The organism is Tistrella arctica (assembly GCF_039630945.1).
In the GTDB taxonomy this organism is placed as follows: Bacteria; Pseudomonadota; Alphaproteobacteria; order Tistrellales; family Tistrellaceae; genus Tistrella; species Tistrella bauzanensis.
Window position 1 is genome coordinate 1 of sequence record NZ_JBBKTV010000009.1, and the last position, 22,155, is coordinate 22,155.

Below are 22,155 nucleotides of genomic sequence, written 5' to 3' on the forward strand. Positions count from 1 at the left end.
ACGCGACGTCTCTCCACGGGCCGGGCCAGTCAGCGGCATAGCAGTCCTCCAAATCAGGGTGATTCAGAGAATCACGGCACGAGCAAGCCGTAAACCGCGTTAACCCGAGTTCGGGGCCCTGATCGGGTGCCAAGGCGCATTGATCGCCGCCGCCACCCCGGCTAGGCTCTGGGCCGACGCTGTGGTGGCAGCCCCACTCCACCGGATACCACGCCACCGGATACCCCCGCCTGCGAGGCGCCCTGCAAGCAAGGATCGTCGTCCGTGCACTATATCAGCACCCGTGGCCGCGCGCCGCGGCTCGATTTCAGTGAGGTTCTGCTCGACGGCCTGGGCCGCGATGGCGGCCTGTACCTGCCTGAGACCTGGCCGCAGATCGATGCCGACACCCTGCGGCGCTGGCGCGGTCTGAGCTATGCCGATCTCGCCAAGCGGATCATGCGGCTGTTCGTGGGCACCACGATCGCGCCGGCCGATCTGGACCGGATGATCGACGACACCTATCGCGGTTTCGATCATCGCGCGGTGGCGCCGCTGAAGCAGCTCGGGCCCGATGAATGGGTGATGGAGCTGTTTCATGGCCCGACGCTCGCCTTCAAGGATTTCGCCCTGCAATTGCTGGGCCGGCTGTTCGATCATGTGCTCGACCGCAGCGATCGCCGCGGCGTGATTCTGGGCGCCACCTCGGGCGATACCGGGTCGGCTGCGATCGAGGCCTGCCGCGATCGGGCGCGGCTGGATGTGTTCATCCTGCATCCGCTGGGCCGGACGTCCGAGGTTCAGCGCCGGCAGATGACCACGGTGCTGTCGCCCAACATCCACAACATCGCCATCCAGGGCACGTTCGACGATGCCCAGGACATGGTGAAGGCGGCCTTCGGCGACGAAGGCTTCCGCGACACCGTGGGGCTGACCGCGATCAACTCGATCAACTGGGCGCGGATCGCGGCTCAGGTGGTGTATTATTTTCACGCCGGGCTGGCGCTGGGGGCACCCGACCGGCCGATCGCCTTCTCGGTGCCGACCGGCAATTTCGGCGATGTCTATGCCGGCTATATCGCCGCCCGCATGGGCCTGCCGGTGGCGAAGCTGATCGTCGCCACCAACGAGAACGACATCCTGGCGCGGTTCTTCCGCGATGGCGATTATTCCAGCGCCGGGGTGCGGCCGACGCTCAGCCCGTCGATGGACATCCAGGTGGCGAGCAATTTCGAACGGCTGCTGTTCGATCTGAAGGGCCGCGACGGCGAGGCGACGGCGGCGGCGATCGCCACCTTCCGCGCCACCGGCCGGCTGCCGGTGACGCCGGCCGAGGTGGCCGAGGCGCAGGCGCTGTTCGATGCCGGCGCCGCCGACGACACCCGCACACTCAGCACCATCCGCACCGTGTTCGGCGAAACCGGCGAGATCCTGGACCCGCACACGGCGGTTGGCGTCGCGGTCGGTCGCGACCGCAAGCCCGCCGGCGTGCCGGTGGTGGTGCTGTCGACCGCCCATCCGGCCAAATTCCCCGATGCGGTGGAACGCGCGATCGGCCGCCGGCCGGCGCTGCCCGAACGCATGGCAGACCTGATGGAGCGGCCGGAGCGTTTCGAGACGCTGGAGGCTGACGTTTCGGGCCTGAAGTCCCATATCATGTCGCACCGCCGGAATGTCTGACGACCGGCGGCATCTTTGATCCCAGCGATCACCACAGGAGCACCAGACCCCATCATGAGCCTCGACGGTTCCAGCATTCGCGTCACCACCCTGCCCAACGGCATGCGTGTCGCCACCGACAGCATGTCCCATGTCGAGACGGTGACCGTGGGGGTGTGGGTGCATGCCGGAACCCGGCACGAGCCCGCCGAGATCAACGGCGTCTCGCATCTGCTGGAGCATATGGCCTTCAAAGGCACCGACCGGCGCACCGCCCAGGGCCTGGCCGAAGAGGTCGAGGCGGTGGGCGGCTATATGAACGCCTATACCTCACGCGAGCAGACGGTCTATTACCTGAAGCTGATGGCCGACGATCTGGCGCTGGGCGTCGATGTGCTGGCCGATATCCTGCAGCATTCGGTGTTCGACCCCGACGAGCTGGAACGCGAGCGCTCGGTGGTGGTGCAGGAGATCCTGTCGGCCGACGACATGCCCGAGGATGTGGTGTTCGATCATTTTCAGGCCGCCGCCTATCCCGATCAGGGGCTGGGCCGGCCGATCCTGGGGCCGGTGGAGATCGTCCGCACCATGCCGCGTCAGGCGATCGCCGGCTATATGCGCCGGCAATATGCCGCCGACCGCATGGTTCTGGCGGCGGCCGGCAAGGTCGATCACGATCGGCTGGTCGATCTGGCGACCCGGTTCTTCAATGCCCTGCCGCAGTCGGAACCGCGGCTGACCGATCCGGCTTCCTATGTCGGCGGCGACCACCGGCGGCGCAAGGATCATCTGGGGCAGGTGCATCTGACCCTGGGCTTCCCCGGTATCGGCTATAATCATGCCGATTATCATGCATCCCAGATGCTGGCGACCCTGCTTGGCGGGGGCATGTCGTCGCGGCTGTTCCAGGAGGTCCGCGAGAAGCGGGGCCTGTGCTACAACGTCTATGCCTTCGCGAGCCCGTTTGAGGATCACGGCCTGTTCGGCATCTATGTCGCGGCGGCCGAGGACGAGATCGGCGAGGCCATGCCGGTGATCGTGGACGAAACCCTGTCGGTGGCCGAGCGGGTGGGCGACGAGGAACTGCGCCGGTCGTTCGCCCAGTTGAAGGCCGGATTGCTGATGGGGCTTGAGAGCACCACCGCGCGGGCCGAGCGTCTGGCCCAGTCGCTGATCATCTATGGCCGGGCCCAGTCGGTGCGCTCGGCGGTGGCGGAGCTTGAGGCGGTGACCCCGGCGCAGGTCTCGGCGCTGGCGGCGCGGCTGCTGGGTGCCGGCGCGCCGACCCTGGCGGCGCTGGGGCCGATCGCGCGGGTGCAGGATTATCAGGATCTGCTGCGGCGGTTCAGCTGATCGGCGGCAGACGACCAGGCGGTGGAAGGCCAGGCGGTGGAAGGCCAGGCGGGAGATGACCCAAGAGATGACCTCCGACACGGATATCAGCGGAGAGATCGCCCAGGTGATCGACGCCGAGGGGCTGGTCTGCCCCTGGCCGGTGCTGCGGTTGAAAAAGGCGTTGAATGCGCTGGAGGTCGGTGCGGTGGTCGAGATCGTCGCCACCGATCCCGCCTCCTATATCGACATTCCGGGCTTTTGCGACACCGGCGGTCATGATCTGCTGTTGCAGCGTCGCGATGGCAACCGGTTTATCTATCGTGTCCGCAAGGGCGCGCATGCCTGATCGACCAGCCGGTGGGCGACAGGGGACCAGTGGAGGCGGATCCGCCTGAGATGTGGCCTTTTCCATCGATGGATGGCGGCGACCGGCCGCGGATCGTGACCCCGCGCGTGATCATGCGCCCGGCGCGCCTGGCCGATTACCAGGCCTGGGCGGATGTGCGCGGCGCGTCACGGGATTTTCTGGAGCGGTGGGAGCCCTCGTGGGGCAACGATCCGCTCAGCCGCAGCAGCTATCGCCGCCGTGTCGGCCATTACCGGATGATCGCCCGGCGCGGGGTGGGGCTGGCCTTCCACATCTTCGCCCGCGATCGCGATGTCGCCCCGGCCCAGAACGGGCTGATCGGCGGGCTGACGCTCAACAACATCCGCTATGGCGTGGTCCAGTCGTGCAATGTCGGCTATTGGCTGGCCGAACCGCATGCCCGCCAGGGCTATATGACCGAGGCGCTGGGCGGTGCCGCCGATTTCGTGTTCACCACGCTGGGCCTGCACCGGCTCGAAGCCGCCTGCCTGCCGGAAAACCATCGCAGCATCGGCCTGCTTGAGAAGCTGGGCTTCGAGGCGGAAGGTCATGCCCGCGAATATCTGCTGATCAACGGCCGCTGGACCGACCACCGCCTGTTCGGCCTGATCGCCACCGACTGGCGCCGCAACCGCCCGGTGCCGGTGGCGACGATCGACGCGGGCTGACCTCGCCTATCGGCCGGCGTGTCTGCTACCCTTGCGCTCAACCATCCGGCGATCACGGTCCGGATCGATGACGATGAAGGGAGCCTGCCGATGACCCCCGACGATCGATGTGACGACGGCCCCGGGGCCGCCCGCTCAGACCGCAGGCCGGTCATCGTCTATCCGCGCGACGCCTTGCCCCGCCCGGATATGGCGGCGCTTCAGGCTGCACGCACAGGTATGGTCAAGATCGATGAGGTGATCGTGCCGCCGCGCGATGGCCGGGCTTTCCGGGCGCCCCGCGGCCATGTCTTCCGCATCGTCAGCATCGATGGCCCGCAGGTCGGCGACCTCAATCTGTGGAACGCTCATGACCTGTCCGAGCGCTTCTTCAGCGGCAAGACCCGGGCGCTGCACGCAACGCATGTCACCACCGGTGACCGGCTGTGGAGTTCGCTGCCCTCGCTCCGGCCGATGGCGACGATCAGTCACGACACGCTTGGCTGGTATGGCTGGGACGAGGATGGCGGCGGCATCCACGACGTGATCGGCACCCGCTGCGATCCCTATACCAACCGCCTGCTGTCCGGCGGCGACTATCACCACTGCTGCCATTCGAACCTGTGCCGGGCCTTGTCGGCGGCAACCGGCATGACGCCGCGCGCGGCGGAGCCCTATGTTCACGACGTGCTGAACGTGTTTATGTGCACCGGCTTCACCCGCGACAGCCATCAGTATTTCATGAAGGCCAGCCCGGTCCGGCCGGGGGATTTTCTGGAACTGTTCGCCGAAATCGACCTGCTGGCGGCGCTGTCCGCCTGCCCGGGCGGCGATTGCAGCGCCACCCATTCCAGCGATGCGGCACCGTGTTTCCCGCTGAAGGTCGAGATCTTCCGCCCCGCGCCGGGCGCGCTGGACGCCTGGCCCTGGCCTGAACCCAACGGCTATTCCGGGCTCTGACGGCGGATTTCACGTCAGATCGCCCCACGCCTTTTTGATACCGCCTTTACGCCCGCCCGCCACCATCGCCATCGCGGCTTTACGGGCGGTTGCGGGATGCTGCTCGTCATCCGGGGGATGGCTGCCGCCGTTCCCCGCCGATGAACCGGAGTGGCGGAGATGATGGATATTCTGATGCTGGGGCTGGGAACCGCGCTGTTCGGGCTGGCGGCCCTGACCGCGCTTGGGCTGGCGCGGTTATGACCGCCGCCAGCATGGGCGCCGGTCTGGCCATGGCCGGTCTGGCCATGGCCGATCTGGTCGGGCTGGTGCTGGGCGGGGCGGTCGTGGCGGCGCTTGCGGTGTATCTGGTGGTGGTTCTGGTCCATCCCGACCGCTGACCCGAGCGCCCGGCGGCGCCCGCAGAGGCGCCGGAGATGAGGTTTTTCATCCATGACATCGATCGATCTGGCACGGATCGCGATCTATCTGGCGATCGTGACCGGGCTTGCCGTGCTTCTGGGCCGGTGGCTGGTGGTGGCGGCGGGGCCGCAGGCTGCGGCCGCGCGGATACCGCTGATCGGCGCGGCCGAGGCCGGCATTCTCAGGCTGGCCGGCGTGGGCCCGGGGCGCGAGGCCGGCTGGCTCGGCTATGCGCTGGCGGTGATCGCCTTCAATTATGCGGGCTTCCTGCTGCTGTACGGGGTGCTCAGGCTGCAGCATCTGCTGCCCTGGAACCCGCTCGACATCGGGCCGATGGCGCCGGCGGTGGCGTTCAACACCGCGATCAGCTTCGTGACCAACACCAACTGGCAGGCCTATTCCGGCGAGGCGGAGCTGACCGGCTTCGCCCAGGCGGTGGGGCTCGGCACCCAGAACTTCCTGTCGGCGGCAACCGGTATCGCGGTGATGGTGGCGCTGGCCCGGGGCTTTGCCCGCGCCGAGGCCACTACGCTTGGCGACTTCACCACCGACCTCACCCGCATCACCCTGCGGCTGCTGCTGCCGCTGGCGGTGATCGTGACGGTGTTGCTGGTGCTTCAGGGGGTTCCGCAGGTGATGCAGGGGGTGCTGCACAGCATCGGCCTGGATGGCGGCGCCCAGACCATCCCGCTCGGGCCGGTCGCCTCGCAGGTGGCGATCAAGCAGCTCGGCACCAATGGTGGTGGCTTCTATGGCGTCAATTCCGCCCATCCGCTGGAAAACCCGACCATCTGGTCGAACCTGATCGAGATGGTGGCGATCCTGGCGCTGCCGGCGGCGATGCCGCTGGCCTTCGGCCGGCTGATCGGCGATCCCCGCCAGGGGCGGGCGCTGTTTCTGGCGATGCTGATCCCGTTCATGGTGATGGTGGGGCTGATCGTCTGGGCGGAGCTTGCCGGCAACCCCATCCATCAGGCGCTCGGCGTCGACCGGGCCATGGGCAACATGGAAGGCAAGGAGGTCCGCTTCGGCGCGGTCGACAGCGGCATCTGGGCCGCCGCCACCACGGCGGCGTCGAACGGCTCGGTCAATGCCATGCATGACAGCTTCACCCCGCTCGGCGGCATGGTGGCCATGCTCGGCATGCTGCTGGGCGAGGTGATCTTCGGCGGTGTCGGCAGCGGCTTGTACGGGCTGATCCTGTTCGCGGTGATCGCCGTCTTCGCGGCCGGGCTGATGGTGGGCCGCACGCCCGAATATCTGGGCAAGAAGATCGAGGCCCGCGAGATGACCCTGGCCATGCTGGCGCTGATCGGGCTGGCGGTGGCGATGCTGGTGCCGGCCGCGCTGACCGCGGTGCTGCCGGTGGCCGCGGCTGCCGTGCAGGAGACCGGGCCGCATGGTCTGTCCGAGATCCTCTATGCCTATGGCTCGGCCGCCGGCAATAACGGCTCGGCGTTCGCGGGCTTCGGGGCTGCCCAGACCTTCCATGCCATCGCCATCGGCGTGTCGATGATGATCGGCCGCTATCTGCCGGTGCTGGTGGTGCTGGCGATTGCCGGCAGCCTGGCCGCCAAGAAGCGGCTGCCCGCCACCGCCGGCACTCTGCCGACCCATGGGCCGCTGTTCATCGGCCTGCTGATCGCGGTTGTGCTGATCATCGGCGGGCTCACCTATTTCCCGGCGCTGGCGCTGGGTCCGGTTGCCGAGCATCTGGCGATGCTCGCCGGGCGATTGTCGTAACGGAAAGATGGGCCGATGAGGACGTCCGAGGATATCCGCCTGACCGACCCGGCGCTGCTGGGCCGTGCCGTGGCGCTGGCCTTCGCCAAATTCCACCCCCGCAGCCTTGCGACCAATCCGGTGATGCTGACCACCGCTGCCGTGTCGGTGGTGGCGACCATTCTGGCCGCGATCGAGATCGGGCACGGCGGGCCGCACGGGCCGGTGATGGGCCAGATCTGCCTGTGGCTGTGGGCGACGGTGCTGTTCGGCAACATCGCCGAAGCCCTGGCCGAAGGCCGCGGCCGGGCGCGCGCCGACAGCCTGCGCGCCACCCAGTCCGAAACCCGTGCACGCCTGCTCACCGGACCGGCGGTGCCGCCGTCGGGCCGCACCCATGACTGGCGCGAGGTCTCGTCACGTGACCTTGGCGTGGATGATCTGGTGCTGGTGCGGGTGGGCGATCTGGTGCCCGCCGATGGCGAGGTCGTGGCCGGCATCGCCTCGATCGACGAGAGCGCGATCACCGGGGAAAGCGCGCCGGTGATCCGCGAAAGCGGCGGCGACCGGTCGGCGGTCACCGGTGGCACCCGGGTGGTGTCGGATCAGATCGTGATGCGGGTGACCCGGCAGCCGGGCGACAGCTTCCTTGACCGGATGATCGGTCTGGTCGAGGGCGCACGGCGGCGCAAGACCCCGAACGAGATCGCGCTGACCATTCTGCTGGTGTCGCTGACCCTGATCTTCCTGCTGGTGGTGGTGGCGCTGGAAGCCTTTGCCAGTTGGTCGGGCACGCTGATCCCGGTCGGCTTTCTGATCGCCCTGCTGGTGACGCTGATCCCGACCACGATCAGCGCCCTGCTGTCGGCGATCGGCATTGCCGGCATGGACCGGCTGGTGCGCGCCGGCGTCATCGCCCGCTCGGGCCGCGCCGTGGAAGCGGCGGGCGATGTCGACGTGCTGCTGCTGGACAAGACCGGCACCATCACCTTCGGCAACCGCATGGCCGACGCCTTCCTGCCGGCGCCGGGCGTGTCGGAGGGGGCGCTGGCCGAGGCGGCGGCCCTGGCCAGCCTGGGCGACGAGACCCCGGAAGGCCGCTCGATCCTGGATCTGGCGACGCGCCGCTTCGGCTTCGCGGCCGATCGCGATGGCGAGGGGCGCGCCCTGGGCGTGTCGCGCATGGTGCCGTTCTCGGCCCAGACCCGCATATCGGGCGTCGATCTGGCCGATGGCCGGGTGATCCGCAAAGGTGCTGCCGATGCGATCCTGCGTCATGTGCCGGGCGGTGCGCCGGCGGCGTTGGCCCAGGCGGTGGATCAGGTGGCGCGCGGCGGCGGCACGCCGCTGGTGGTGACCGATGGTGACCGGCCGCTGGGGGTGATCCACCTGAAGGACATCATCAAGCCGGGCATCCGTGATCGCTTTGCCGAACTGCGCCGTATGGGCATCCGCACGGTGATGGTGACCGGCGACAACCCGCTGACAGCGGCCGCCATCGCCGCCGAGGCCGGCGTGGATGACGTGCTGGCCGAGGCCACGCCCGAACGCAAGCTGGAGCTGATCCGCGCCGAGCAGGCCGAAGGCCGGATGGTCGCCATGTGCGGCGACGGCACCAACGACGCACCGGCGCTGGCCCAGGCCGATGTCGGCGTGGCGATGAACGAGGGCACGGCCGCCGCCAAGGAGGCCGCCAATCTGATCGACCTCGACAGCGACCCCACCAAGCTGATCGAGGTGGTGATGGTGGGCAAGCAGTTGCTGGTCAGCCGTGGCGCGCTCACCACGTTTTCGATCGCCAATGACGTGGCCAAATATTTCGCCATCGTGCCGGCGCTGTTTGCCGGCGTCTATCCGGCGCTGGGGGCGCTCGACATCATGGATCTGGCAAGCCCTGAAAGCGCGATCCTGTCGGCGGTGATCTTCAATGCCCTGGTGATCCTGGCGCTGGTGCCGCTGGCGCTGCGCGGGGTGGCGGCGCGCGCCGCATCGGCGGCGGCGCTGCTGCGGCGCAATCTGCTGATTTATGGCCTGGGCGGGCTGGTGGCGCCGTTCATCGGCATCAAGCTGATCGATCTTGCCATAACCGGCCTCGGGCTGGTCTGAGGGACAAGGACATGAAGACCATGATCCGTAGCATCCGCCGCGCGGCGGTGCCGCTGCTGGTGTTCTCGGGGCTGCTGGGCCTCGCCTATCCGCTGGCGATGACCGGGATTGCTGCCGTGGTGGCACCCGATGCCGCCGGAGGCAGCCCGGTTATCGACGATCAGGGCCGGGTGATCGGCGCGGCGCTGGTCGGGCAGCGCTTTACCGGGCCGGGCTATATCCATGGCCGGCCATCGGCCACCAACTATGGCGCGCTGCCTGGTGGCGCCTCCAATCTCGGGCCGACCTCGGCCGTGCTGGCCGACGACGTCGCGGCGCGGGTGCGGGCGCTGCGTCAGGATGGGGCGCTGCGGCAGGATGGTGGTGCTGCACCGGCCGCAGGGCTGCCCGCCGATCTGGTCACCGCATCGGGCTCGGGGCTCGATCCCGACATCTCGCCCGCGGCGGCGCGGATGCAGGTGGCGCGGGTGGCCGCCGCTCGCGGGCTGGAACCGGCCGTGGTCGCCCGGCTGGTCGATGCTCATGTGACGCCGCCGGTCCTGGGCGTGCTGGGCGAGGCGCGGGTGAACGTTCTGGCCCTGAACATGGCGCTGGACGCGGCATCGCCAGCCGAGGCACGCTCGGCGCCATGAGCCACGATCCCGAGGCCGCCCGCCCGGCCCCCGATGCCTTGATCGATGAAGCCGGCCGCGCACGTCGCGGCCGGCTGAAGGTGTTTCTGGGCGCCGCCCCGGGCGTCGGCAAGACCTATGCGATGCTGGAAGAGGCGCAGCGTCGCCGGGTGGAGGGCGTGGACGTGGTGGTGGCGGTGGTCGAGGGTCATGGCCGGGCCGAGACCGAGGCGCTGGTGCGCGGGCTGGAGGTGGTGCCGCGACGGATGATCAGCCATCGCGGCCGGCCGTTCGCCGAAATGGATCTGGATGCGGTGCTGGCGCGACGCCCGGCCCTGGCGCTGGTCGACGAATTCGCCCACACCAACATCCCCGGATCGCGCCACGAGAAGCGCTATCAGGATGTCCGCGAACTGATCGATGCCGGCATCGACGTGCTGACCACCCTGAATATCCAGCATCTGGACAGCCTGAACGACATCGTCCAGCGCATCACCCGCATCCGGGTGCGCGAGACCCTGCCCGATGACGTGCTGGCCATGGCCGACGAGATCGAGCTGATCGACCTGCCGCCCGACGACCTGATCCGGCGGCTGCGCGACGGCAAGGTCTATCTGGGCGATCAGGCGCGCCGGGCGGTGGCGCATTTCTTCAGCCGGGGCAACCTCACCGCCCTGCGTGAACTGGCGCTGCGCGCGGCGGCCGAGCGGGTCGATGACGAGATGATCCGCTATATGCGCGCCCATGCCGTGCCGGGGCCATGGCCGGCGCGCGAGCGGTTGATGGTCTGCGTGGGCCCGGGGGCCGAGGCCGAGAGCGTGGTGCGTGCCGCCCGCCGCATGGCCGACCGCTCACGCATGCCGTGGATCGCGGTCCATGTGGAAACCAGCCACGCCCATGGCGAGGATACCGACGACACCGCGCGCGACCGCGCCAACCGGGCGCTGCGCCTGGCCGAGCGGCTGGGCGCCGAGGTGGCGGTGCTGCCGCGCCCGGCCCACAGCCGGCGGATGGTCGACGATCTGCTGGCGCTGGCGCGCGACCGCAATGTCTCGCGCATTCTGGTCGGGCGGGCGGCGGGCCGGTCGGGGATCGGCCGGCGGGTCCGGCAATGGTTGCACGGCGGCGGGCTGGGCGCGGCCCTGCTGCGGCGGGCCGCCGGGTTCGATCTGACGGTGATCGCGGCCGGCCCCGGCCCGGAGGACGGCGATGACCGTGACGACCGGCTGCAGGCAACGGCCGCACCCGCCAGTTTCGGACCGCAGGAACTGGGGCTGGTGGGCATGGCGGTCGGCGGCGCGGTGGCGGTGGCGGCGCTGGTCGACACCGTGCTGCCCTTGCCCAATCTGTCGCTGGTGTTTCTGATCGCGGTGCTGGTGGTGGCGATCCGGGGCGGGTTGTGGCCGTCGATCGCGGCCAGCATCGCCAGTTTCGTGGCCTATAACTTCTTCTTCACCGCCCCTTATCACACGCTGGCGATGTCGCGTACCGAGGACATCCTGACCATCGTGTTCTTCCTGATCGCCGCCACCCTGACCGGCAATCTGGCCGGGCGGCTGCGCGAGCGGGTGCAGGCCGAGGGGCAGGCCGCGCGGCGGGTGGGCAATCTGTACGACTTCGCCCGCAAGGCCGCCGGTGCGGCCAATATCGACGATGTCGCCTGGGCGGTGGTGTCGCATGTCGCCCGCACCCTGCAATGCGATGCGGTGCTGCTGCTGCCCGACACGGAGGCCGAGGGCGGCTTGCGTATCGGCGCCGGCTTTCCGCCCGAAGACCGGTTGACCCCCGCCAACCGCGCCGCCGCCGAATGGGCCTGGCGCCATGGCCGGCCGGCCGGCTGGTCGTCGGACACATTGCCGGCGTCCGACTGGCTGTTCGTGCCGATGCAGGCGGCCCGCGGGCCCGTGGGGCTGGTGGGGGTGTCGTTCAGCGGTGGCCAGCGGCCACGATCGTTGCGCCCCGATCAGCGCCAGTTGCTGGAGGCGGTGGTGGATCAGGCGGCGCTGGCGGTGGACCGCACCAATCTGGCGGCGGATATCGAGGCCGAGAAGCTGAAGGGCGAAACCGACGCCCTGCGCGCGGCGCTGCTGTCGTCGATCAGCCACGATCTGCGCACGCCGCTGGTATCGATCATCGGTGCCGCATCCAGCCTGAAGACGCTGGGCGAGGCCCTGACCCCGGCCGAGCGTGGCGACCTGGCCGATACCGTGCATGATGAGGCCCGCCGCCTGGATGCCTATGTCCAGAACCTGCTCGACATGACGCGGCTGGGCCATGGCGCGCTGGAACCGCGCCGCGACTGGGTGGATCTGGCCGATCTGGTCGGTCGGGTGCGCCAGCGGCTGCGTCGGCTGCCCGATGCGCGGCGGCTGGAGGTCCGGATCGATCCCGATCTGCCGCTGCTGCATGTCGACGGCGCGCTGATCGAACAGGTGCTGGTCAATCTGGTCGACAATGCGATCAAATATGGCGGGCCGGACGGGGCGATCACGATCCGGGCCGCGCTTGTTGCCGATGCTGGCGGGCCGTCGGGCGGGATCAGGCAGGGCGAGACACGGCCGATCGAAATCCGGGTCGAGGATGATGGGCCGGGCATTCCGCCGGCCGATCGCGAGGCGGTGTTCGACATGTTCCACCGGGTGCGGGCGGGCGATGCCCAGCCGGCCGGAACCGGGCTGGGGCTGGCGATCTGCCGTGGCTTTGTCGAGGCGCATGGCGGCCGGATCACCGCCGGCCCCGCGACCGCCGATGGCCAGGGGACCGCGATCACCATCCGCCTGCCGGCGCCGGCGCCGCCCGCGCCGCCGCCGCCTGACGAGGGCGAGGGCGAGGGCGGCGATCACCCCGATGGCGCCGATCCGGAGACGACCACATGACCGGCCCCCGTATTCTGGTCGTCGACGACGAGCCGCAGATCCGGCGGTTCCTGACCATCGCGCTGGGCGCCGGTGGCTTCACGGTGATCGAGGCCGCGACCGCGCAAGCGGCGATCGAGGCGGCGGCCCTGCAATCGCCGGCGCTGGTGGTACTGGATCTGGGCCTGCCCGATGCCGACGGGTTGAGCGTGATCACCGCGATCCGCGACTGGTCGACGGTGCCGATCCTGGTGCTGTCGGTGCGTGCCGACGAGGCCGAGAAGGTGGCGGCGCTGGATCGTGGCGCCGATGATTACGTCACCAAGCCGTTCGGCATCGCCGAGTTGACCGCCCGTATCCGGGCCGCCCTGCGCGCGCGCGGCCAGTCCGGGACACAGCGGGTCGGCGACGGCCCGCAGGCCGAAGCCGACCCGCTGATCCGGATCGGCCGGATCACCATCGACCAGCCGGCCCATCTGGTGATGCTGGATGGCCAGCCGGTGAAGCTCAGCCGCCGCGAATACGACCTGCTGTGCACGCTGGCGCGCAATCGCGGCCGGATGATGACCCATGGCCAGTTGTTGCGCGCGGTGTGGGGGCCGGCGCATGAGGCCGATACCCATTACCTCAGGATCTATGTCGGTCATCTGCGCCAGAAGCTGGGCGACGACCCCTCGGACCCACGGCTGATCATCAACGAACCCGGCGTCGGCTACCGGCTGGATGGGGGTTGATACCATCAACCCCCTCTGGCCGTTGCGGCTGCCGTTTCAGGCGCTCACAGGCCCTTCGCGCGGCCGATATCTTCAAGCGCCGCCAGCCAGTGATGGTAATAGGTGGCGCCGGTATCGGGGTCGCCGCCAAGCTGGGCAGTGACGATGCGGGCCGAAATGGTCGCGGCCCATTCGCTCCAGGTGAACAAACCTGCCTGATTCAGCGCCACGGCCAGCGCGAAGGCCTGTGCTTCCCAGGGTTCGCGGAACACCGGGCCGTCGGCATCGGCGGGCTGGCCCATCAGGATCGGCCGGTGGGCGGCGGGGGGTTGATGCTCCGGGCCGGTCAGCGTGGCCGGGGGCGGGCAGGGGGCGGTATGGGCGGCATTGTCGGGGGTGCCGGTTTCAGTTGGAAGAGCGGCGCCGGCGGGCACCACGGTGATCGGGCGCGGCATCGTCCGGCCGGACGGGCCGGGGGTGGTGGTGCTGGTCATGCGGCCGGCTCCAGATGATCATCCCAGAGATCGGCATGGACGCAATCCCTGGGATGCGCTGTTTCTCCCCACAGGTCGCGGGCCGCGAAGCGCACGGCATAGCAGGCCTGGGGCTGCTCGCCAGCACCCGAGGCGCCGGTGTCGGGGAAGACGAAGCCGCCATGCAGCCGGACGATTTCTCCGACCCGGCCACGGACATAGCGCGGTGCCCGGGTATGGGCCGGGGTGTTGATGTCGCGCACCCGCACCCGGTCGCCGATGGTGAAGCGGGGCGGGCGGGCATCGGCGCGTCGCGCCGAGGCACCGCGCGCCAGAATCGCGGCGGCGGCATCAGGTCCGGGGGCCGGCTTCAGGTCGGCGGGCAGCGCCGGCGCTGCCGGATCCGGCTGCCCCGTTTCAAGTTCAGCGCTGGTTGCCAGGCCATGGCGGCGCATCAGTGTTTCCAGCCCGCGGGTCCAGATCTCGTAATAGCTGCTGGTCAGATAGACCGGCGGCGGCAGGCTTTCGCGGGCATGGCGGGCCTCGTCGATCGACCAGCGGCCCAGGAAGCCCACCGCCAGCGTCACCGCCAGCGCCCGGGCTTCCCAGGCCGCGTGAAACATCGGCTCGTCGGCCTCGATCCCGATCGGGCCGAAGCCCATCATGCCGCCCAGATCCTGTGCACCGTTCATGGGATCAACCCTCCGCCATGGCCGGCGCGCCGGCCTGTGGCGCGATCCGCGACACCCCGATCATCGCATCGCGGGTGACGATGCCAGCCAGTCGATCCTCGGTCCAGCCATCGGTGCCGGCGGGGCGTTCCGGCAGCACCAGATAGCGCAGCTCCGCCGTGCTGTCCCAGACCCGGACCTCGACGTCGTCGCCGAGCGTGCAGCCGAATTCGGCCAGCACCCCGCGCGGGTCCAGAACGGCGCGCGAGCGATAGGGCGCCGATTTGTACCAGACCGGCGGCAGCCCCAGCACCGTCCACGGATAGCAGGAGCACAGCGTGCACACGACCATGTTGTGCACCTGGGCCGTGTTCTCCAGCGCCACCATATCCTCGCCCTGGCGGCCGGTATAGCCAAGCTCGGCGATGGCGGCGGTGGCATCGGCCAGCAGCCGCGCCTTATAGGCCGGGTCGGTCCAGGCGCGGGCGACGACGCGGGCGCCGTTGCGCGGCCCGACCCTGGTCTCGTAGGTATCGATGATCAGATCCAGCGTCGCCGGATCGACCAGCCCCTTGGCCACCGCCAGCGCCTCGATCGCCTTCACCCGCGCCGCCATCGGCGAGGGCGGCGCAGTGTGGGCGTCTCCATGCGCATGGCTGTGGTCGTGGCCATGGTCGTGATGGTGATCATCATGGTCATGATCATGACCGGTCATCGGGCACCTCTCTGGCGGCGGCTGCAACGGTTGGATCAATCGACGGTAGGCCGCTCCGGTATGCGGTGCAAGTCGCCGCTCGCGATCATCGGCGGCGGCCGGGTGACGAGGCCGCTGTCGACCTCGGCCATCGCGGTGCCAAGCCAGGCGGCAACCCGGTCGATATCCGGCCGGTCGGCCGCCGTCTCACCCCGGATCAGCCAATAGGCGTCGGGCCAGGGCACGGCGGTGGCGAACAGCCGCGCCAGCCGGCCGGCGGCGATGTCGGCGGCGACCAGCCGGGTGGGGGCAAGCGCCACGCCGTGGCCGGCGATGGCGGCGCCGAGCAGGTGGTCGTGATCGCCCAGAACCGGTCCGCGCGGCGACGTGGCGCGGGCGATGCCGGCGCTGCGGAACCAGCTTGCCCAGGCATCTTCCGGGCCGCGCAGCAGCCGATAGCGGGTCAAGGCCTCAGGCGCCGCAGGCCGGCCCACCCGGGCCAGATAGACCGGGGCGGCCACCGGCACCAGCATGTCGCCGGCCAGCCGGTCGACCCCGTCGACCCCGCGTGGCCGGGCGCCGATCCGCACGATCAGGTCGGGCGGCACGGCATCGCTGTCGGGGCCGCCGGCGCCTTCCATCATCAGATGCGGCTCGATCCCCGGCACCGCGGCTTCCAGTTCGTCCAGGCGGGGCAGCAGCCAGCGGGTGGCGAAAACCGCGGGCACCGCGATCCGCACCGGTTCCGACGGCACGCCCTCCAGCTCGCCCAGACCCCGGGCCAGCAGGTCGAACATCTCACGCGATGTCGCGAACAGCCGCCGGCCATGCTCGGTCAGCACCACCTTGCGGTGCAGCCGGCGGAACAGCCGCACCCCCAGCCGGTCTTCCAGATCCCGGATGCGGTGGCTGATCGCGCCGTCGGTGAGGTGAAGCTCCTCGGCGGCGCGGGCGAAACTCTGATGGCGGGCGGCGGCCTCGAAGGCGTGAAGGGCACCCAGGGGCGGCAGGCGACGACGTGACATGACCAGGACACTCCGGTTTCTGGCGTCGACCGGCGGGCATCGGCGGGGCCGGGATGCGGTGCGGCAAGGCGGATGATATCAGCCGGTCCGGCGGAAACGCCAAGGATCGGCCGATCGGTCCGCCGCGCACCATCCGTGGCCGGTCCCCTATGTCCGGTGAAGCGGCGGCCAAAGGCCGTTCAACGGATGCAGGAACCAGCGGCCCGCGGCGGATGCCGGGTCGATGGCGGTCTGTGATGACGGTCGGAGGTGGGGCGCTGAACCGGCCCCGCCGATCAGGCGGCGGGGGGGACGGCTGCGGCGACGGACATCGGCGGCGGGACGGCGCCGGCCGTGGCGGTCGGGGTGGCGGCGCGGTGTCGGTGCATCGCGGCACCACCCTGGCGCTTGTCACCTTTGCCGCTGCGACCGTCGAGGTCGGCCTGGCGGCGCGAAATCGAGCCACCGTCGGCGTGGTCGGCCTGCCAGCCGCCAAACCAGTTCTGATTGAACCGGTCGTCGGTCTGCCAATTGCGATAGCGGCCCTGATGGCGGGCGGCCTGCACGGTCGTCACGGTCACGACGGCCAGGGTGGTGCCGGCGGCGATGCGGGTCGCGGCGGTCACGGTGGCAGTGGTGGTGCGAGCGGTCGAGGCGGCGGCGATCAGGGCGGACATATCGGCGATCTCCGGTATCGGCACGGCGGGCGGGACGAAGCGTCCGGTCCGGCGTGCAACTGGATGCGGGGTGAGTGTGTGCGAAAATGTCGCGGCTTGCCAACCCCCTATCGTGTCGGCGGCGGCCGAACTATCGGCCCTGACAGCATTTTTTTCAGCCAGTGTGTCGTCATGCGGTTGTGCCGCCCGGGGCCTCGCCACCTGATGGCGCGGCGCTGTCCGGACGGGCGCTGTCCGGACGGCCGGCCGTGGGGTGGGCCGCGATCAGCGCCGCCGCCATCCGCTCGGCCTTGTCGATCACCAGCATGGCGGCCACCGGCGGACAACTGCGCACGGCGGCTGTGCGCCACATGGCCAGCCAGCGATCGAAATGGGCGGCCGTCAGCTCGGGCATCTCGGCATGCGTGCGCATGGGGTTACCCTTATAGCTGCCATCATGCAGCAGAACCGACCGCCAGAAGGCGGCGACCCGCGCGATATGCGCCGGCCACTCCGCCTCGTCGACCCGCCCGAACACCGGACCGAGCAGTGGATCCTCGCGCGCCGCGTCGTAGAAATGCCTGACCAGGCGATCGATTGTCGGTGCGTCGACCGGCTGGTGCGCGGGGTGGTGCCGTGCGCGGCCGGGTGGGAATGTATGTTGCGTCATCATAACGTTCCGAAGTGGACACTGTTGTCATGTGCCGGATGATTGTTCTATCGTCATGGTAGTGGGCGACGACAGGGAATGCGCTTGCCATGAGCCGCCGGTCAGATACTGAACCAACAGCATCGGCGACCCGGCGGCCACGCAGGCATGGCGGCCGCTGGAGCTATATGCTGCCGTTGGGGCTGTTCGTTGCCGTGATGCTGATGACCCTGGCCGGTCTGGACGATCCGGTCGGGCTGAAGGCGGCGAGCGGGCAGCGGTCGCAGGATCTGGTGTTGCGGATCGCGCGCCCCTTCATGACGGTGCCTCGGCCGGACGGGACGGGTTCCCGGATCATCGGCCAGAAGGACGTGGTTGTCATCGCCGTCGATGCCGATGCCGATGGCGTGCGGTTGACCGCCGATGGCTGGCCGACATCCTGGCCGCTGACCTATGACGAATGGACGGCGTTGCTGACCGGGCTGGCCGGCCTGCGGCCGCGCGCGATCTTCATCGATGCCTATTTCACCGTCGACATGGAAGCGCGCTTCGCCCGTCTGCCGCATGGCCGGGTCAGCACGGCGATGCGGCGCTTCGCCGATACGGCGGCGCGGCTGTGCCCGCCGGTATCGGCCGGCGAAACCGTCTATCCAATTCCGGTCTCGGTCGGCTGTCCGGTGGTCGGCGAACGGGCCGAGCAGGCGCTGCCCTCGGCCGCGATCGTCGATCTGTTCCGGGGCGCCGATGTCATCGGCCCCACCGGCGTCTCGACCATCACCGGGCCGGGCACCGGGCCGGGCACCGGGCCGGGCCGGATCGGCGTTCCGGCGGTGCCGATCAGCTTTCCCGATGGTCCCGGCCTGCCGTTGCGGCGCAGTGCCGCCGGCGCCGCAACGGCCGCCGGCCGTTGCTGGGGGCCGCCGGCGGAACCGCTGCTGGACCGTCCCTGCGGCCGGCCGGTCCAGAATACGGGGCACAGCATCTGGGACCGTGCGCCCGTGGGCCTGCATGATCTGGGGCCGGCCGCCTGGGCCTATGTCCATCATCGCTGCGGCGCGTTGACGCTCGCCTCATCACGCGCCGATTGCCGGCGGCAGGTGGTCGGGGCCATGGGCTGGGACGATCCCGACCGGACGGCGCCGATCCAGGTGACCTGGCCGCTGTATATGGACCAGAGCGCCACTCTTCAGGCCATGGGCACACGGTCGGACCCGGCATCGGGCGCCTGCGTCGCGGTGCCATCGTTGATCCTGCCGGTTGATCACCGGCTGATGCGGCGCTATGGCGCCCATCCCGGCCCGAGTGCGGCATCAGCGGTGGCACAGGCATTGGGGCGAACTGTGGTTCTGCTTCCAGGCCGCGATACCCGCGCCTATGCCGCCCTCGCGCGGCGTGGCGCCCGCCATGGGCGGGGCGTGCCGATGGAGGTCCGCGACGCGATCGCCATCGCGGCGGATGCGGTGACACCCGACTGGGTGTCGCCACGGAAGCCGGCGGCGCATCGGCATCGGACGCCGGTGCAGCCGGCCTGGCCGATGACATGGATCGACAAGGCCGTCGCGGGCTATCGGGCGGTCGATACGCTGTTCACGCCGGCCGGCCGGATGGCGGGCAAGCCGCGGATTCCGCCGCGGATGGTCGAGCCGTCCGATCCCGCCCGGCAATTGCTCTGCCCGGGCATTCCCGGCATCCGGCTGGGCGATCTGGTGGCGTTCACAGCCTTCGGCGGCGCCACGCCCGACGTGACCGGCGACCTCCGGCGGATGATCGAGGACCGGGTGGTGATGATCGGTCGGGCCACGGCCTCGGCCGATCTGCATGCGGTCGACGACAAGGTGGCATTGCCGGGGGTGTATGTCCACGCCGCCGCCCTGCGCGGCCTGATCGAGGATGGCGCACGCTATCTGCGGGTGCTGAAGCCGGAATGGCGCTGGCCGGCCACGGCCACCGATGTCTGCGCCATCCCGGGCCGCGGCTATGAGGTGCTGCTGGGCTGCCTGTCGCTGTATTTCGGCTTCCGGATCTATCGTGGCCGCCGGGCGGACGACACGCTGGCGATGCGGATAGTGAAGCATAGCCTGGCCTGGGTGGTCATGGCCGGGCTGGTTGCCCTGTCGGTCTGGCTGCTGATGGCGGTCTGCCGCGAAGCACCGCTCAACTGGATCGGCGTCGTCTCGGTCAGCGGACTGACCGCCGGCTATTTCATCCGCCGGGAATGGCACCAGCTCACCAGAACCGATCCGGAGGACGCGTGACCCGGTCGGATGTCAGGAGAGGTACCGGAACGATCGGGCTCTGAACACGATCGAGATCTGAAACAGGGAGGGGAGGCCCGTGATGATCAAGTCAGTCACTCTTGCAGCCACGATCGTGGCCGCGCTGCTGCCGCAGATGCCGGCGATGGCAAGCCGGCAATGCGCCGATCCGATGCGGATCACCGACGTGCTGGCACCGACCACGACGGTGCGCGTCGCCGGCGCCACCGACAGCGAACGCATCACCCGCGAGGATCTGCTGGCCGCGGCGATCGATCTGTTCATCATCAAGGTGGATGACGATTATGTCACCGTCTCCCCCGACGGGCGGAATTACCTGGAGATCCCGCGCGCCGACGTTCAGTTGTCGCAGAACGTCCGGCAGATCGATGCCAGCGCGCCGCAGCGGTCGACCGGCAGCCAGGGGCTGGGCCTGTGCAATACTGGCGGTGCGAAATGACTGCGCCGCGCACTGTCTGCCGGGTCGCCGCCATGGCTGCGGTCTGCTGGCTCATGACCGGGTGCATCCCGAAGCCGCTGGAGGATGTCGTCTCTGACGCCAGGTCGTTTCTGACCGGTGAGCCGTCGCTCGCCCGTTTCGACGGCCGTTATATCGACAGCGACGAGGTCACCGCACTGATGCCACGGGCGACTGCGGCCCAACCGCTCGATTTCGCCTATGCGCCGACCCCCGACCAGATTTCCTATACCTCGCTCTATGGCCCGGGCCAGCGCAGCCGGCGCGTGCAGGGCACGCTGGATGTCGAGGCGGCGACCAGTTTTCCCGAAGTGCAGACCTATCTTCAGGACCGGGTCGATCTGCTGTTGCAGGGCTGGCCCGCGGCGCATCGGCCTGTGGTCGAGGTGGTGTTGAGTGCCAGCACCAACAGCGAGCCCTCGGCCATGCCCGGCCGGCGGCTGGTGGTGCCGATGGGGTTGCTGCTCGATCAGGCGCGTGCCAGGGATCCCATCGTCACCGCCATGCTGGCGCATGAACTGGGCCATATCCTGCTGTCGCATAATGATGGCGATTCGAATCGCGACCGCACCGTCGCCAGCCTGACGACGCTTGGTGACATGGCGGCCTTCGTCGGCGGTGGCAGGGCCGAGGCCGTGGCGGGATCGATGGTGGGCCAGCGGCAGCCATCCGCGCGCGATGGACGATCTGTCGAGGCGGATGAAAAGCGCCTGCGGCGGCCGTCGGGCATTTATCGCCAGTATGTCGATCGGGTGATCGGCAGCACCTGGAATCAGGCCGAGGAATTGCAGGCCGATCTGCTGGCGCAGGATCTTCTGGCGGCCTTGCCGCCAGGGGGGCCGCATGCCGGCGACATGGTGACCATGCTCTCAGGCCTCGCGGTTGAAAAGCAGGATCTGGAAGCGGCCGCCGCCGATGCCGCATCTGCCCAGATCCGCCAGAGCGGCACCGAGATGGCAGAGGCAGGGGCGGTCGACAAGGGGTCGGTGACCGACATGTTCGGCGATGTCGCCATGTCGGTCGGCAAGTCGGTGTTCCTGCTCTTCACCGACGATCATCCGTCGATCGAGGCGCGCAGGGCGCTGGCTGCGGACTATGCACAGCGGCTGGCATCCCTGCGGGGGGACGCGGCCGCATCGGGTGGCGCGCGGGCCCTGCTGACAAAGAAGACCGAGGATGAACGGCCCGATCCGCTGGCCCGGCTTCTGGCGCGCCGGGATATCCAGCGCGAAATGACACTCTACACCCGCGCCTTCGGGTTGATGCCCAGCCTGTCGGGCGCGTCGGATGCGGATGCCGACGTCGATTATCGGGGCTTCCTGAAGGCTCTGGGGCGGATCGACCGGGTGCGCGATCCGTTCCTGCTCACCATCGCCGGCCAGGCTCATGTCGCCACCGGCAACAGGCGCGCGGCGCGTCAGGCCTATGAACGGGCGGTGGCGTTGCCCCAGGCGGGGTTGATGCCGTTCGAATCCCTGGCCCGCCTCGATCTGATCGAGCGCCGGCCCCAGGCGGCGCTGGACCGGATCGCCGAAGGCGAGGCCCGGGCCAAATATCCGCCCCGGCTGCTGCCCTTGCGGATCGCGGCCCTGCGCGATGCCGAGCAGCCCTTCGACGAGCCCCTGCAGCGCTGCATGCGTGTCTATCTGCCGGATATCCGCTTCAGTTGCCGGGCGGCGGCGGGTGAAAATGTGTCGGAAGAGGATCTGAAGACGGAGCCGACGGTCGCTGGCGACATCATAAACAGCCTGTCCGCGGGCCGGCAGACCGGTTCCAATTGACAGCCGGTGCGGGGGGTGCCATTCCGCGCGGCGCGGCACGGAAACACTTGCCGTGTGCGGTGCCGCGCCCTCATCCTGTGGGCGGCCCGGCGGTTGCATCGCGATATGGCGCCGGACGGGCCGGCTTTCTGCCACAAC

Annotated in this window: 20 protein-coding genes; 14 read left to right on the plus strand and 6 right to left on the minus strand. The window is 69.5% G+C overall.

All coding sequences use genetic code 11. The annotated features are described in order from the left end of the window. The first annotated feature begins 264 nt into the window (after nt 1-264). The 11 genes from thrC to WG924_RS20145 all read left to right on the plus strand — a co-directional run bounded on the left by thrC (nt 265) and on the right by WG924_RS20145 (nt 13,377). Nucleotides 265-1,659, plus strand: a complete 1,395-nt coding sequence (gene thrC / locus WG924_RS20095; protein ID WP_345934890.1) for a threonine synthase — start codon at nt 265-267, stop codon at nt 1,657-1,659. Nucleotides 1,660-1,713: 54 nt separating this feature from the next. Then, complete coding sequence (locus WG924_RS20100) at nt 1,714-2,991, plus strand: M16 family metallopeptidase (RefSeq protein WP_345934891.1); 1,278 nt, start codon at nt 1,714-1,716, stop codon at nt 2,989-2,991. 67 nt (nt 2,992-3,058) lie between these two features. Further along, nucleotides 3,059-3,319 (plus strand): sulfurtransferase TusA family protein, encoded by a 261-nt coding sequence (locus tag WG924_RS20105; RefSeq protein WP_345934892.1) that lies wholly within the window; start codon nt 3,059-3,061, stop codon nt 3,317-3,319. Between the two features lie 50 nt (nt 3,320-3,369). Beyond that, nucleotides 3,370-4,008, plus strand: coding sequence for a GNAT family N-acetyltransferase (locus WG924_RS20110; protein ID WP_345934893.1), 639 nt, complete (start codon nt 3,370-3,372; stop codon nt 4,006-4,008). Nucleotides 4,009-4,098: 90 nt separating this feature from the next. Next, nucleotides 4,099-4,947 carry an urea carboxylase-associated family protein gene (locus WG924_RS20115; protein ID WP_345934894.1) on the plus strand — a complete coding sequence of 283 codons (849 nt, stop codon included), beginning with the start codon at nt 4,099-4,101 and terminating at the stop codon, nt 4,945-4,947. Between the two features lie 239 nt (nt 4,948-5,186). Then, nucleotides 5,187-5,327 carry a potassium-transporting ATPase subunit F gene (locus tag WG924_RS20120; RefSeq protein WP_345934895.1) on the plus strand — a complete coding sequence of 47 codons (141 nt, stop codon included), beginning with the start codon at nt 5,187-5,189 and terminating at the stop codon, nt 5,325-5,327. A gap of 52 nt (nt 5,328-5,379) precedes the next feature. Beyond that, a complete protein-coding gene (gene kdpA, locus WG924_RS20125) occupies nt 5,380-7,092 on the plus strand; it encodes a potassium-transporting ATPase subunit KdpA (RefSeq protein WP_345934896.1) in 1,713 nt (570 codons plus the stop codon). A 15-nt stretch (nt 7,093-7,107) separates the two neighbouring features. After that, nucleotides 7,108-9,177 (plus strand): potassium-transporting ATPase subunit KdpB, encoded by a 2,070-nt coding sequence (gene kdpB, locus WG924_RS20130; RefSeq protein WP_345934897.1) that lies wholly within the window; start codon nt 7,108-7,110, stop codon nt 9,175-9,177. A gap of 20 nt (nt 9,178-9,197) precedes the next feature. After that, entirely contained in the window at nt 9,198-9,809 is a 612-nt protein-coding gene (gene kdpC, locus WG924_RS20135) for a potassium-transporting ATPase subunit KdpC (protein WP_345934898.1), read from the plus strand. Continuing rightward, nucleotides 9,806-12,664, plus strand: coding sequence for a DUF4118 domain-containing protein (locus WG924_RS20140; RefSeq protein ID WP_345934899.1), 2,859 nt, complete (start codon nt 9,806-9,808; stop codon nt 12,662-12,664). The genes kdpC and WG924_RS20140 overlap by 4 nt, the downstream gene beginning before the upstream one ends. Further along, complete coding sequence (locus tag WG924_RS20145; protein ID WP_345934900.1) at nt 12,661-13,377, plus strand: response regulator; 717 nt, start codon at nt 12,661-12,663, stop codon at nt 13,375-13,377. Before WG924_RS20140 ends, WG924_RS20145 begins: the two co-directional genes overlap by 4 nt. 44 nt (nt 13,378-13,421) lie before the next feature. Here the strand turns inward: WG924_RS20145 and WG924_RS28265 are convergent, their stop codons facing one another. From WG924_RS28265 to WG924_RS20175, 6 genes are all read right to left on the minus strand, one after another. Next, a complete protein-coding gene (locus WG924_RS28265) occupies nt 13,422-13,850 on the minus strand; it encodes a nitrile hydratase accessory protein (protein WP_372044843.1) in 429 nt (142 codons plus the stop codon). Beyond that, the gene (nthB, locus tag WG924_RS20155; protein ID WP_345934901.1) at nt 13,847-14,521 is read right to left on the minus strand and encodes a nitrile hydratase subunit beta; all 675 of its coding nucleotides are present in this window, start codon (nt 14,519-14,521) and stop codon (nt 13,847-13,849) included. Before nthB ends, WG924_RS28265 begins: the two co-directional genes overlap by 4 nt. A 4-nt stretch (nt 14,522-14,525) precedes the next feature. Then, nucleotides 14,526-15,215 (minus strand): nitrile hydratase subunit alpha, encoded by a 690-nt coding sequence (gene nthA, locus WG924_RS20160; RefSeq protein ID WP_345934902.1) that lies wholly within the window; start codon nt 15,213-15,215, stop codon nt 14,526-14,528. 35 nt (nt 15,216-15,250) lie between these two features. Then, nucleotides 15,251-16,219, minus strand: a complete 969-nt coding sequence (locus WG924_RS20165) for a LysR family transcriptional regulator (RefSeq protein WP_345934903.1) — start codon at nt 16,217-16,219, stop codon at nt 15,251-15,253. A gap of 275 nt (nt 16,220-16,494) precedes the next feature. Next, nucleotides 16,495-16,875 (minus strand): hypothetical protein, encoded by a 381-nt coding sequence (locus tag WG924_RS20170; protein ID WP_345934904.1) that lies wholly within the window; start codon nt 16,873-16,875, stop codon nt 16,495-16,497. Between the two features lie 169 nt (nt 16,876-17,044). Next, complete coding sequence (locus WG924_RS20175; RefSeq protein WP_345934905.1) at nt 17,045-17,524, minus strand: group III truncated hemoglobin; 480 nt, start codon at nt 17,522-17,524, stop codon at nt 17,045-17,047. An 89-nt stretch (nt 17,525-17,613) separates the two neighbouring features. On the opposite strand from WG924_RS20175, the gene WG924_RS20180 reads away from it, so the two are divergent. The 3 genes from WG924_RS20180 (at nt 17,614) to WG924_RS20190 (ending at nt 22,017) form a co-directional block, all read left to right on the plus strand. After that, nucleotides 17,614-19,758, plus strand: a complete 2,145-nt coding sequence (locus WG924_RS20180; RefSeq protein WP_345934906.1) for a hypothetical protein — start codon at nt 17,614-17,616, stop codon at nt 19,756-19,758. Nucleotides 19,759-19,837: 79 nt separating this feature from the next. Beyond that, nucleotides 19,838-20,218: a hypothetical protein gene (locus WG924_RS20185; protein ID WP_345934907.1), complete on the plus strand. Its 381-nt coding sequence runs from the start codon at nt 19,838-19,840 to the stop codon at nt 20,216-20,218. Between the two features lie 53 nt (nt 20,219-20,271). Then, a complete protein-coding gene (locus tag WG924_RS20190; protein ID WP_345934908.1) occupies nt 20,272-22,017 on the plus strand; it encodes a M48 family metalloprotease in 1,746 nt (581 codons plus the stop codon). Nucleotides 22,018-22,155 lie beyond the last annotated feature (138 nt).